General features: G+C 66.1%; 11 protein-coding genes. 3 read left to right on the forward strand and 8 right to left on the reverse strand.

Annotation, left to right across the window (positions count from 1 at the left end; translation table 11 throughout):
* Position 1: 1 nt before the first annotated feature.
* Together P0Y64_10345 and P0Y64_10350 are read right to left on the reverse strand one after the other, a co-directional pair.
* Positions 2-1,303: an ectonucleotide pyrophosphatase/phosphodiesterase gene (locus P0Y64_10345; GenBank protein ID WEK41808.1), complete on the reverse strand. Its 1,302-nt coding sequence runs from the start codon at positions 1,301-1,303 to the stop codon at positions 2-4.
* 64 nt (positions 1,304-1,367) lie between these two features.
* On the reverse strand, positions 1,368-2,117 hold the full coding sequence (locus tag P0Y64_10350) for a glutaredoxin domain-containing protein (GenBank protein WEK41809.1): 750 nt from the start codon (positions 2,115-2,117) through the stop codon (positions 1,368-1,370).
* A gap of 42 nt (positions 2,118-2,159) precedes the next feature.
* Here P0Y64_10350 and P0Y64_10355 point away from each other — a divergent pair, with 42 nt between their 5' ends.
* Positions 2,160-2,561, forward strand: a complete 402-nt coding sequence (locus P0Y64_10355; GenBank protein WEK41810.1) for a MerR family DNA-binding protein — start codon at positions 2,160-2,162, stop codon at positions 2,559-2,561.
* 67 nt (positions 2,562-2,628) lie between these two features.
* Here the strand turns inward: P0Y64_10355 and ychF are convergent, their stop codons facing one another.
* The 6 genes from ychF to P0Y64_10385 all read right to left on the reverse strand — a co-directional run bounded on the left by ychF (position 2,629) and on the right by P0Y64_10385 (position 8,566).
* Positions 2,629-3,729 carry a redox-regulated ATPase YchF gene (ychF, locus tag P0Y64_10360; protein ID WEK41811.1) on the reverse strand — a complete coding sequence of 367 codons (1,101 nt, stop codon included), beginning with the start codon at positions 3,727-3,729 and terminating at the stop codon, positions 2,629-2,631.
* 73 nt (positions 3,730-3,802) lie between these two features.
* The gene (locus P0Y64_10365) at positions 3,803-5,545 is read right to left on the reverse strand and encodes a hypothetical protein (GenBank protein WEK41812.1); all 1,743 of its coding nucleotides are present in this window, start codon (positions 5,543-5,545) and stop codon (positions 3,803-3,805) included.
* 105 nt (positions 5,546-5,650) lie between these two features.
* Positions 5,651-6,232, reverse strand: coding sequence for a TIGR02466 family protein (locus tag P0Y64_10370; protein ID WEK41813.1), 582 nt, complete (start codon positions 6,230-6,232; stop codon positions 5,651-5,653).
* A 46-nt stretch (positions 6,233-6,278) separates the two neighbouring features.
* Positions 6,279-6,848, reverse strand: a complete 570-nt coding sequence (gene pth / locus P0Y64_10375; GenBank protein WEK41814.1) for an aminoacyl-tRNA hydrolase — start codon at positions 6,846-6,848, stop codon at positions 6,279-6,281.
* An 80-nt stretch (positions 6,849-6,928) separates the two neighbouring features.
* Positions 6,929-7,546, reverse strand: a complete 618-nt coding sequence (locus P0Y64_10380; protein WEK41815.1) for a 50S ribosomal protein L25/general stress protein Ctc — start codon at positions 7,544-7,546, stop codon at positions 6,929-6,931.
* Positions 7,547-7,666: 120 nt separating this feature from the next.
* Positions 7,667-8,566: a TraB/GumN family protein gene (locus tag P0Y64_10385; GenBank protein WEK41816.1), complete on the reverse strand. Its 900-nt coding sequence runs from the start codon at positions 8,564-8,566 to the stop codon at positions 7,667-7,669.
* Between the two features lie 94 nt (positions 8,567-8,660).
* Here P0Y64_10385 and P0Y64_10390 point away from each other — a divergent pair, with 94 nt between their 5' ends.
* Together P0Y64_10390 and glyS are read left to right on the forward strand one after the other, a co-directional pair.
* Positions 8,661-9,566 (forward strand): glycine--tRNA ligase subunit alpha, encoded by a 906-nt coding sequence (locus P0Y64_10390; protein WEK41817.1) that lies wholly within the window; start codon positions 8,661-8,663, stop codon positions 9,564-9,566.
* Positions 9,563-11,599: a glycine--tRNA ligase subunit beta gene (gene glyS / locus P0Y64_10395; GenBank protein WEK41818.1), complete on the forward strand. Its 2,037-nt coding sequence runs from the start codon at positions 9,563-9,565 to the stop codon at positions 11,597-11,599. Before P0Y64_10390 ends, glyS begins: the two co-directional genes overlap by 4 nt.
* Positions 11,600-11,623 lie beyond the last annotated feature (24 nt).

The raw sequence follows: 11,623 nt of genomic DNA on the forward strand, positions 1-11,623 counted from the left end.
CTTATTGCTTGTTGAGCACCGCGCGGAACGGCGCGTCGTTGCCGTCGAGCCCGACCCCCGCCGGCAGCCCGAGCAGATCGCGCAGCAGCGGCGCGATATCGACATTATCGAACGTCGGCAGCTTGCGCCCCGCGATGAACGCCGGGCCGTTGGCGATGAACAAGGCGCGCATGTCCGCCTGATCGTTGTCATAGCCATGCTCGCCGCGCGTGAACGGTTTTGCGGGCGCGGTCTTCATCGCCATCCAGCCATCCTCCGCGAGGCAGAAATACGGGGGCACGCGGACGTTGCTGCCATAATGGAAGCGCGCCGGAATCTCGCCTTTGCGCCAGCAGGTGAGATGCGGGTGCGGCTTGAGCAACACCGCCGCGACCGCCGCATCGCGGCCGGGGGCGGGGACGAAGCTGACATAGGGGCCGGCTTCGATGATCTGCGCGTCGTCGGGGCTGATGAGCTTGTCCAGCGCGATCACGCGGTCGCTGGAGGTCGGCGCCATGCCATGATCGGCGACGATCACTAGATTGGCGGGCTGGCCGAGTTGTGCCAGCCCCGCCGTCAAATCGCCGATCCAGCGATCGACCTCGCCCACCGCCGTCGTCACTTCGCGGCTGGCGGGGCCGAACTGGTGGCCGGCGGTGTCCACCGTATCGAAATAGAGCGTGATGAAGCCGGGGCGCGTGGCGGGGGGGCGGCGCAGCCAGTCGATCACCGCATTGACGCGATTCTCGCCGGGCATCTGTTGGGTGAATTGCTGCCAGTCGTCCGGGCGCATGCCATTGGTGACGTTGTTCGGCCATTCCGCCGCGCGCGTGCCGCCCCAGCCGACGCTGGAGCCGGGCCAGAACATCGAGGCGGCGTGGATGCCGGCCTTTTGCGCGGTTACCCACATCGGCTCGGCGGTATTCCACCAGAAGGGATCTTCGGTCGCCATGCTGAATTTCTCGGCCGGCCGGGCGGGGTCTTCCATGTTGTTGGCGACGATGCCGTGGCGATCCGGGCGGAGGCCCGTAACGAGCGTCCAGTGATTGGGGAAGGTCTTGGACGGGAAGGACGGACGCATCGCCGCCGACACGCCGCTTGCCGCGAGCCGCGAGAGATTCGGGCTGACGCCGCGATCGAGATAATCCGGGCGGAAGCCGTCGATCGAGATCAGGATGGTGACGGGCGCGCGGTGCTCCGCTGCGGCCGGCGCGTTCGCGACCGGCGCCGGCTGGTTCGCCGGCGGCAGGCCATGCGGGGTATAAGGATAGGCGCAGCCACCCAAAGCGGCGAGCGCGGCGAGCACGAGGGTGCGACCGATCATCCTCAAGCGCTTACGCGCGGCGGATGACAGGTGGAAGGCACAATCAGCGCGCCGCGCTTATGCGTCAATGCATCCCGGCCAGCATCCACACCGCCATCGCCACCATCATCACATTTTCGGTCAGCGAGACGAAGCCGAGCGGCACGTTCGACGACCCGCCGACACAGGCGCATTTCAACTCGCGCCGATCGAGATAGACCGCCTTGAACACGGAAATCGCGCCGATCCCGCCGATCACCAGGGCGAGCGGAGCGGCGAACCATGTCAGCGCACCCGCGACCATCAGCACGCCGGCCAGCCCCTCCAGGAACGGATAGAGATAGGCATAGGGCACCCACCGCGCCGCGAGCAGATCGTAGTTCACGAACATCGAGGAGAATTTCTCGACATCCTGCAATTTGAGCAGCGCGAGCACACACATGCTGAACGCGATGAACCATTCGCCTGCGCGGATCGTGAAGGGGGAGCCGAACACGGCATGGCTCGCGGCAAGCGCCATCAATGCGGTCATCGCGAACAGCGCGATCACCGGGCGATAACTGGTCGCGCCGGGGGCGGGCACGGTCTTGCCGAAGAAACGGCGCAGATCGTCATAACCGCCGACCCGTTCGCCATCGATGAAAGTTTGCGGCGTGGTCTGCACATCATATCGCGCCTTGAAGGCATCGGTTTCGGCGCGGGTGGTGAGCCAGCGATCATCGACGCGATAGCCGTGGCGTTCGAGCTGCCATTTCGCCTTCACGCCATAAGGGCAGGTGTGGCCGGGCATGACCATACGATAGAGCGTGGCGCTCTTGCTTGCGGTGGTATCCATGCGTGCCGATATAGGGGCCGTACCATGGTACGGAGTCAAGCGATGGCGGCAATGACGATCGGTGCGCTGGCGAAAGCGGGCGGCGTAGGCGTGGAAACGGTGCGTTATTACCAGCGGCGCGGGCTGATCGAGACGCCGCCGCGCGCCGGCCACGGGATCGACGGCGGCATCCGGCGCTATGACGCGGAGGCGCTGCGCCGGCTGCGCTTCATCCGCGCGGCGCAGGGCGCGGGGTTCACGCTCGATGAGATCGCCGAGCTGCTCGCGCTCGATGCGGGGGAGGATCGCGCGGCGGCACGCGCGCTCGCCGAACACCGCATCATCGTGCTGGACGCGAAGATCGCCGAGCTTGCCGCCGCGCGCGAGTCGCTGGCGCGGCTGGCGCGATCCTGCGCGGCGGGCGAGGGCGGGGGGTGCCCGATCATCACCGCGTTCGAGGGATAAGCCCACGCCGATCGGCTCCCCGCCGCCCCGGCATAACGCCGGGTGACGGGGAGCCTGCGGAACTACATCACACGTTGAAGCGGAACAGCATTACGTCGCCATCGTGGACGAGATATTCCTTGCCCTCCTGTCGAAGCTTGCCGGCCTCGCGCGCGCCGGCTTCGCCGCCCAGCGCGACATAATCGTCGAACGCGATCGTTTCGGCGCGGATGAAGCCGCGTTCGAAATCGGTGTGGATCGCGCCGGCGGCCTGCGGTGCCTTCGATCCCGCCGGAACCGTCCAGGCGCGCGCTTCCTTCGGCCCGACCGTGAAGAAGGTGAGCAGGTGGAGCAAGGTATAGCCGGCGCGGATCACGCGGGCGAGGCCGGTTTCGGCCAGCCCCAGCTCGGCGAGGAACTCACCGCGATCCTCCATCGGCATCGTCGCGATTTCCGCCTCGATCGCGGCGGAGACGACGACGGCTTCGGCGCCCTCGGCCGCCGCGCGTTCGAACACGCGCGCGGACAAAGCGTTGCCGTTCGCCGCACTCGCTTCCTCGACGTTGCAGACATAGAGCACCGGCTTGGCGGTGAGCAATTGCGCCTGCGCGAACAGCCGCTGCTCCTCGACATCCTTCGGCTGGGTCAGCCGCGCGGGTTTGCCCTCACGCAGCAGATCGAGCGCCTGCCCCAGTACGCTGGCGGCGATTTTCGCTTCCTTGTCGCCTGACTGGCCCTTCTTGATCAGATTGGGCACGCGCTTTTCGAGACTTTCGAGATCGGCGAGCATCAGTTCGGTCTCGACCGTTTCGGCGTCGGCGATCGGATCGACCTTGCCCTCGACGTGCGTCACGTCGCCATCCTCGAAGCAGCGCAGCACATGGACGATCGCGTCCACTTCACGGATATTGCCGAGGAACTGGTTGCCGAGGCCCTCGCCCTTGGAAGCGCCGCGCACCAGCCCGGCGATGTCGACGAAGGCGAGCTGCGTCTCGATGATCTTGGCCGAACCGGCGATCGCTGCGAGCTTCGCCAGGCGCGGATCGGGGACGCCGACATTGCCGACGTTTGGCTCGATCGTGCAGAAAGGATAGTTCGCGGCCTGCGCCGCCGCCGTCTCGGTCAGCGCGTTGAAGAGGGTGGACTTGCCCACATTGGGCAGGCCCACGATGCCGCAGCGGAAACCCATATTCGTTCCTCAAGAAGGGGGATGCGGGCGGCCGTACAGCCTCCGCCCGCATCGCGCCACCCCGAGGATCGGCTCAGCGATGGTCGTGCGGACGTTCCGGATGCTCGCGCGGCGGCGCGGCAGGGCGGGGCGCATGCTGTTCGGCGGCGCGCGCGACCTGCGCCTGCGCGCGTTGGGCGGACTCCGCGGCGCGGGCCTGCTGTTGCTGCGCGTGGGCCTGTGCCTCCTCCGCACGCGCGGCGCTGGCCTGTTCGCGGCGCGCGTTATCGGCGGCGCGAGCCTGCTGCTGTTCCATCCGCGCGGCCTGCTGGTGCTGTATCTCGTTGGCCTGTTGTTCGCGACGTTGCGCCATCGCGGCGGCGCGGCTTTGTTGTTGCTCGATCCGTGCGGCCTGTTGACGTTGGGTCTGCTCGAGTTGCTGTTCGCGATGCTGCGCGACGCCGGCGGCGCGGGCCTGTTGTTGCTCCGCTCGCAGGGCCTGCTGACGCTGCGTCTGGCCGGCTTGCTGTTCGCGGCGCGCCATGTCGGTCGCATGGGCCTGTTGCACGCGGGCGGCTTGCGCCTGTTCGCGGCGCGCGGTGTCTGCGGCGCGGGCCTGTTGTTGCTCCGCTCGCACGGCCTGTTGGCGCTGCATCTGGCCGGCTTGCTGATCGCGGCGCGCCATGTCGGCCGCGTGAGCCTGTTGCGTGCGGCCGGCCTGCGCCTGCATCGCCTGTTGCTGCTGCTGACGTTGCGCGACCATCCGCGCCTGTTCCTGCTGGACGCGGGCGGAATCGGCGATCTGGGCCTGACGTTCCTGTTGCTGGCGCATCGTCGCTGCGTTTCGGCGCTGTGCCGCCACGGCGGCGTCGTGCGCCAGCACCGCTTCTGCGGCGACCGCGCCACCCGCAACCACCGCTGCCGCGGCCGGCGCGAAATGGTTGCGATTTTGTGCCCAGGACGCCTGTTGCCATTGCGTAGGGATCGCGCGCGGCGGCGGCGCGGAGCGGAAGCCCTGGGCCTGCCATTCGGCGAAGCGATTGGTGTCGGCGGCGCGGCGCACCTGCTCCGCCTGCCAGTGGCTTTGCGCGGGGGCATCGGTTTGCGCATAGCTCGCCCATATCGGCTGGCGCGCGCGCACGGCGCCCCATTGCTGCTGCGCGCCGAACCAGCCGCCGCGTTGATTGTTCCAGCTCCCGGCGCTGATCGGGATGCGCTGCTCACGCGAGGCGCGCCACAGATCACGCCCGCGCACCAGATAGCGCGAGGCATAGATCACCTGTGGCCCATAATCCGCCCACGGCACGATCGCGCCATCGGCGGCATAGACCACGGCGAGCTGGCCATCGTCATAACCATAGGAATAATAGGGATCGCGGACGAAATACGGCTGATCCGCGCCGGGCCGATAATAATAAGTGCGATACCCCCCGGAGACCGGCTCCGCGAAGACCACCGAATCATCATAGCCCTGCCATGCCCACGGCTGGACGCCCTCATAGTCGAAGCCGTAATCGGGCGGGGCCTCGCCCAGCGCGTCGCTGAAGCGATAAGCGGCGTCGGCATAGGCATAGCCTGCGCCGCTGCCCGGATCGCGCACCCGCACGGTGCGGATCGGCGGGGCTTCCGGCAACGCGGCCACGCGGGGCGCGGCGGTGATGGGGGCCGCCGGCGCGTCGGTCATCGGCAGCGTCGCGGGCAGATCGGGGAGCGCGGCAGCGGCGCTCTGGTTGTTCAAAAGCGCCTGATTGTCGCTCGCGGCGGGCTTGCAGCCGGCCAGCGCGAGCGCGGCGAGCGCGACCGAGGCGCCGAAACGGGAAAAGCGAAATCCAGCCATCGCAATGCGACTCCCTTCTTCCTCCCGGCTAATATGGGCACATAGCGCGATGAAGATGAACGGGTTCTGGGCGCGCGGTTAATCCCGCAGCAGGATTTTGAACGATCAGCTATAATTGAAGCTGATGCTGATCCGTTCGTCCTTCGCGTCGCTCGGCATCACTTCGTGGCGCAGCCAGCTTTCCCACAGGAATACGCTTCCGGTCGCGGGCTCGGCATAAACGAAAGTATCGGGGCGCAACGGTGCGGCCATCAGCATCGGCAGACGCGGGTCTTCGAGCTTGAGCGCGCCCGATCTCGCCGGCACCGCGACATAGAAGGTGCCGGAGATCACGCTATGCGGATGGATATGCCCGGAATGGGTCGCATGGCGCTTCATCACATTGACCCACAGGCTGTCGAGCTTCAGCCGCCGGCCGCCCAGATCGAGTTGCAATTCGCTGGCGAAGGCGGCGACATGCTTGTCCAGCCGACGCTTCAGCGCGGCAAAGGCGGGATCGCGCGCGGGCAGATCGTTGAGCGAGGCATAACTGGTGTAGCCGCGATAGCCGTGCGCGCGCGACCATGCGCGGCCAGCGCCATCCTCCTGCGCCAGCACATGCGCCGATTGTTCGAGATCTGCGATCAGCGCCTCGTCGGCGATGCGGTCTTCGTAGAACAGGGTGGGAAACAGCGTGCGGATCGGCATGGGGCGGGGCCTTGTTCGAAACGGGGAAGGGGGAGACGGCGGCGGCTCAATCCCCCAGCCGGAGCGCCACGTCGTTCATGAAACGCGCGTCGTCATCACCGGCGAGCCATGGTGCCTCCGCCGCGACCGCGCCGAGCAGATCGGACAACGGATCGATCTCATTCTTGGCGTAATTGCCGAGCACATAGCCGGTGACGCGATCCTTGTGACCGGGATGGCCGATGCCGATCCGCACGCGGCGGAAATCGGGGCCGAGATGCTGGTCGATCGAGCGCAGCCCGTTGTGCCCGGCGGTGCCCCCGCCGCGTTTCACCTTGACCTTGAACGGCGCGAGATCGAGTTCGTCGTGGAACACGGTGAGCGCGTCTACATCGAGCTTGTAGAAGCGCAGCGCCTCGCCGACACTGCGGCCGCTTTCGTTCATGAACGTGGCGGGCTTCAGCAGCAGGATCTTCTCCGATCCCAGCCGCCCTTCCTGCACCCAGCCCTGAAACTTCTTCGTGACCGGGCCGAAATCATGCACGACGGCGATCGCGTCGAGCGCCATGAACCCGACATTGTGCCGGTGCATCGCATATTGCGGCCCCGGATTGCCCAGACCGACCCACAATTGCACGCGCATTCCCTCCGATATGAAACGGGCGGGGGGACGTTGCCGTCACCCCGCCCGAATTGGCTAGCAGACGATCGGGCGAATTACTCCGCCTTGTCGCCTTCTTCCTCAGCCGCAACCTCGGCCGCGCCTTCGGTCGACTTGAGCGCCGACGGGGCAACGATCGTCGCGATGGTGAAATCGCGGTCTTCGATCGCCGAAGCGGTGCCCTTAGGCAGCTTCACGTTCGAGATGTGGATCGATTCGCCGACATCGAAGCCCTTGAGCGAGATCGCGATCTCACCGGGGATTTCCGCCGCGTCGCACACCAGCTCCAGCTCGTGGCGAACGATGTTGAGCACGCCGCCCTTCTTCAGGCCGGGGGCTTCCTCTTCGTCCGCGAACACGACCGGCACCGCAACGGTGACCTTGGCGTGCGCGCTGATGCGCAGGAAATCGACGTGGACCGGACGATCGGTGACCGGGTGGAAATGCACGTCCTTCGGCAGCGTGCGCTCACCGTTGACCATGACGACCGAGTTCATGAAGTGCCCGGTGCCGAGCGCCTTCACGAGCGCCTTTTCCTCGAGATGGATCGAGGTGGGCTCTTTGTTCTGGCCGTAGATCACGGCGGGTACGCGGCCTTGACGACGCAGATCACGGGAGGCTCCCTTGCCAATCCGATCACGCGTCTCGGCTGCGAGCGTCAGCGTATCGCTCATACAATATCTCCGAAACGAAAGTGGTTCATCTCCCGCCACGCCTCCAGGGATGACCATGACGGGAAGCCGGCGCGCTTAGCGGGACGCGACGAAAAAAGCAATGATGGGGCGGATTCGCCCTCAATACTTAATCCGCACCGCCTTCAGCTTGTAGCGCAGCAGTTCGTCCTGCACGCTGCCCTTGCCCGCCAGATGCCCGGCGCCGACCGCGATGAACACCGTGCCCGGCGTGCGCATGCGCTCCGCGATCCACCCCGCCCATTGCTTGTTGCGGTTGAGCAGCAGCGTTTGCGCCACCTCGGGGGAATCCTCCAGCGAGGCGTTCATGTCCTTCGCCAGTTCCTCGGGCCGCCCGGCCGCCCAGTCGGCGACCATCTTGTCCATATTTTCCCGCGCCTTGGGCAGTTCGTCGATCGTCGAGGAGAGCAGCTCGACCTGTCCCTTTTGCGAGAGCCTGTCGAAGATGGACAGCTGCCCTTCGAACGTCTCCAGCCCCATTACCTGCTTCTTCTGCGCCTTTGCCGCGCGGGTCAGGATGCCTTCGGGGCCGTTCGCGGGATCATAACCGATCTTTTCGAGCGGCAGGATCGACAGGCTGATCGCGGCGAACCACGGGCGCATCCGATCGAATTGCGACAGCGCCAGCCCGTTCTCGGTCAGCGCGGTGGCGAAAGCGGCGCGCTTTTCCGGCGGCAATTGCTCGGTCAACGTCGGGCCGTTGGGCGCGAAGGCCTTGGACAGCACCACCTTCTGCTGCGTTTCCTGATCCGGCTCGACCATTTCGAGGACGAGCGTGCCGGAGCGATCGAACGCCTTCTTCACCGCCTCGTCGAACCACGACAGGCCGGGTTTCAGCACATGGATCGTGCCGAACAGATAGATCGTGGTGTCCTTGTCCTTCACCACCCACAAAGCGGGATCGGCGGGCGTCGTCGCGACCTGTGGCGCGGGCTGCGCGCAGGCGGGAAGGGCGAAGGCGAGCCCGAGGGCGGCGAACGAAGCGGCGAATGAGCGGAACAATGCGGTTCGACCTCGTGTCAAAAGTAACAGGGTGTGACTTACTCATACCCTTGCCTGTTGGCGAGCCATCCGTCATTGCGCGCGCGCGATGAATATGAGGTCAACAGACACGCCGCTGAGCTTTCAGGACATGATCCTGCGCCTCCATCAATATTGGAGCGAGCGCGGGTGCGTGATCCTCCAGCCCTATGACATGCGGATGGGCGCGGGCACTTTTCACCCCGCGACGACGCTGCGTTCGCTCGGCCCGGAGCCGTGGAAAGCCGCCTTCGTCCAGCCCAGCCGCCGCCCGACCGATGGCCGCTACGGCGAAAATCCCAACCGGCTCCAGCATTATTACCAATATCAGGTGATCCTGAAGCCCAGCCCGCCGGATCTGCAACAGCTCTATCTCGGCAGCCTTGCCGCGATCGGGGTGGACATGAGCATCCACGATATCCGCTTCGTCGAGGACGATTGGGAAAGCCCGACGCTTGGCGCATGGGGGCTCGGCTGGGAAGTGTGGTGCGACGGGATGGAGGTGACCCAGTTCACCTATTTCCAGCAGATGGGCGGCTATGATTGCAAGCCGGTCGCGGGCGAGCTGACCTACGGGCTCGAGCGGCTGGCGATGTATATCCAGAACGTCGACAATGTGTACGACCTGCGCTTCAATGACGAGGGCGTCAGCTACGGCGACGTGTTCCTCGAAAACGAGCGCGAGATGTCGAAGTGGAACTTCGAGGTCGCGGACACCGACGCGTTGTTCGATCTTTTTCGCAAGGCGGCGGCCGAATGCGAGAATGCGCTTGCGGCGCAACTGCCGCTCGCCGCTTATGAGCAGGCGATCGAGGCGAGCCACATCTTCAACCTGTTGCAGGCGCGCGGCGTGATTTCCGTGGCGGAGCGGCAGGCCTATATCGGCCGCGTGCGTGATCTCGCCAAGGCGAGCTGCGCGGCGTGGATCGAGAAGAACACGCCCGCATGGCAGGCGAAATATCCCGAATGGAATGCCGCGTGACCGATTTCCTGCTCGAACTCCGCTCGGAGGAAATCCCCGCCCGGATGCAGGCCAAGGCGCGTGACGATCTTGCCCGGCTGTTCGCGGCCGAGCTGGCGCAATCCGGCATCGCCGCGACCGAGACGATCACTTATGCCACGCCGCGCCGGCTGACGCTGATCCTGCGCGGGCTGCCGCAGGCGACCGAGGCGGTGCGCGAGGAACTGAAAGGCCCGCGCTCGTCCGCCCCGCCGCAGGCGCTGGAGGGTTTCCTGCGCAAGACCGGCCTCACGCGCGAGCAGCTTGAGGAGCGCGACGGCGTGTTCTTCGCGGTGATCGAGCGCCCCGGCCGCGCGACCGCCGAAGTGCTCGCCAGCGCGATCCCCGCCGTGATCCGTGCTTTCCCCTGGCCCAAGTCGATGCGCTGGGGCGCGGAATCGCGCTCGACAGAGAGCCAGCGCTGGGTGCGCCCGTTGCATGGCATCGTCGCGCTGTTCGGCGGCGATATCGTTCCCGTCACGGTGTCTGGCGTGGAGAGCGGTGCGGCGACGCTTGGCCATCGCTTCCACCATCCGGGCGCGATCACGATTGGATCGGTGGCGGATTATGCCGAGAAACTGCGCGCCGCCCATGTCATCGTCGATCAGGACGAGCGGATGACGATCATCCGGACTCGCGCCTCCGCCTTGGCGCGCGAGGCCGGGCTCGAACTGATCGAGGACGAGGGGCTGGTTGCGGAGAATGCCGGGCTGACCGAATGGCCGGTGCCGCTGCTCGGCCGCTTCGACGCGGCGTTCCTTGAGGTGCCGCCCGAGGTGATCCAGCTCACCGCGCGGGTGAACCAGAAATATTTCGTGTGCCGCGATGGCGCGGGCAAGCTGGCGAACGCCTTCGTCTGCACCGCGAACATCGCCGCGACCGACGGCGGTGCGAAGATCACGGAGGGCAACCGCAAGGTGCTCGCCGCGCGGCTGGCCGATGCGCGCTTCTTCTACGAGACGGACCTAAAGGTGCCGCTGGAAGAACAGGCGAAGAAGCTCGAGAAAATTGTCTTCCACGAAAAGCTCGGCACCGTTGCCGACAAGGTGGAGCGGGTGGCGAAGCTGGCGGAATGGCTGGCGAGCGAAAAGATCGTCCCCCGTTGCGATCCGAAGCTGGCGCGCCGCGCGGCGGAATTGTGCAAGGCCGATCTCGTCACCGGCATGGTCGGCGAATTCCCCGAGCTTCAGGGCCTGATGGGCGGATATTACGCCGCCGCGCAGGGTGAGGATGCAGCGGTCGCCGAGGCGATCCGCGATCACTACAAGCCGGTCGGGCAGGGCGATGACGTGCCGACCGCACCGGTTACGGTGGCGGTGTCGCTGGCGGATAAGCTGGATACGCTGGCCCGGTTCTTTGCTGCTGGGATGCCGCCCACGGGTTCAAAAGATCCGTATGCGCTTCGACGCGCGGCACTGGGCTTTTTAGCCCTGATCGTGGACAATCGGCTCCGTTGTTCATTCAAACGCCTTTTGATCGAGACCGGCGCTGCTTCCGCGTTTCCGGAGCTTGAAGCCTTCCTCATCGACCGCCTCAAGGTCCAGCAGCGTGAAGCCGGCGTTCGGCATGACCTGATCGACGCGGTGTTCGCGCTTGGTGGCGAGGACGATCTCGTTCGGTTGCTCGCGCGCGTCCATGCGCTGCAATCGTTCGTGACCACCGATGACGGCGCCAACCTGCTCGCAGGCTACAAGCGCGCGGCGAACATCCTCAAGAAAGAGGGCGTCGAGTCGGCCGAGTGGAAGCCGCTTACGTACACGCCCGAGAACGATGAGGCCGCGCTGATCGCGGCGCTTGACGCTGCCGAGCCGGCCGCCGCCGATGCCGTCGGCAACGAGGACTTTGAGGCGGCGATGGCCGCGCTCGCCACGTTGCGCGCACCGATCGATGCATTCTTCGACAGTGTGACGGTCAACGACGCCGATCAGGACAAACGCGCCGCGCGGCTCGCATTGCTTGCGCGCGTTCGTGCTGCAGTGCACAGCGTCGCCGATTTCTCGAAGATCGAGGGATAAGGCCCCCTCGTTCCGGAATGTTCG

The sequence above is a fragment of the Candidatus Sphingomonas colombiensis genome, assembly GCA_029202845.1.
In the GTDB taxonomy this organism is placed as follows: Bacteria; Pseudomonadota; Alphaproteobacteria; order Sphingomonadales; family Sphingomonadaceae; genus Sphingomonas; species Sphingomonas colombiensis.

Coding starts and splice junctions, on each gene's coding strand:
- P0Y64_10345 (WEK41808.1), bottom strand. CDS start 1,303: ATGATCGGTCGCACCCTCGTGCTCGCCGCGCTCGCCGCTTTGGGTGGC.
- P0Y64_10350 (WEK41809.1), bottom strand. CDS start 2,117: ATGGATACCACCGCAAGCAAGAGCGCCACGCTCTATCGTATGGTCATG.
- P0Y64_10355 (WEK41810.1), top strand. CDS start 2,160: ATGGCGGCAATGACGATCGGTGCGCTGGCGAAAGCGGGCGGCGTAGGC.
- ychF (WEK41811.1), bottom strand. CDS start 3,729: ATGGGTTTCCGCTGCGGCATCGTGGGCCTGCCCAATGTGGGCAAGTCC.
- P0Y64_10365 (WEK41812.1), bottom strand. CDS start 5,545: ATGGCTGGATTTCGCTTTTCCCGTTTCGGCGCCTCGGTCGCGCTCGCC.
- P0Y64_10370 (WEK41813.1), bottom strand. CDS start 6,232: ATGCCGATCCGCACGCTGTTTCCCACCCTGTTCTACGAAGACCGCATC.
- P0Y64_10380 (WEK41815.1), bottom strand. CDS start 7,546: ATGAGCGATACGCTGACGCTCGCAGCCGAGACGCGTGATCGGATTGGC.
- P0Y64_10390 (WEK41817.1), top strand. CDS start 8,661: ATGAGGTCAACAGACACGCCGCTGAGCTTTCAGGACATGATCCTGCGC.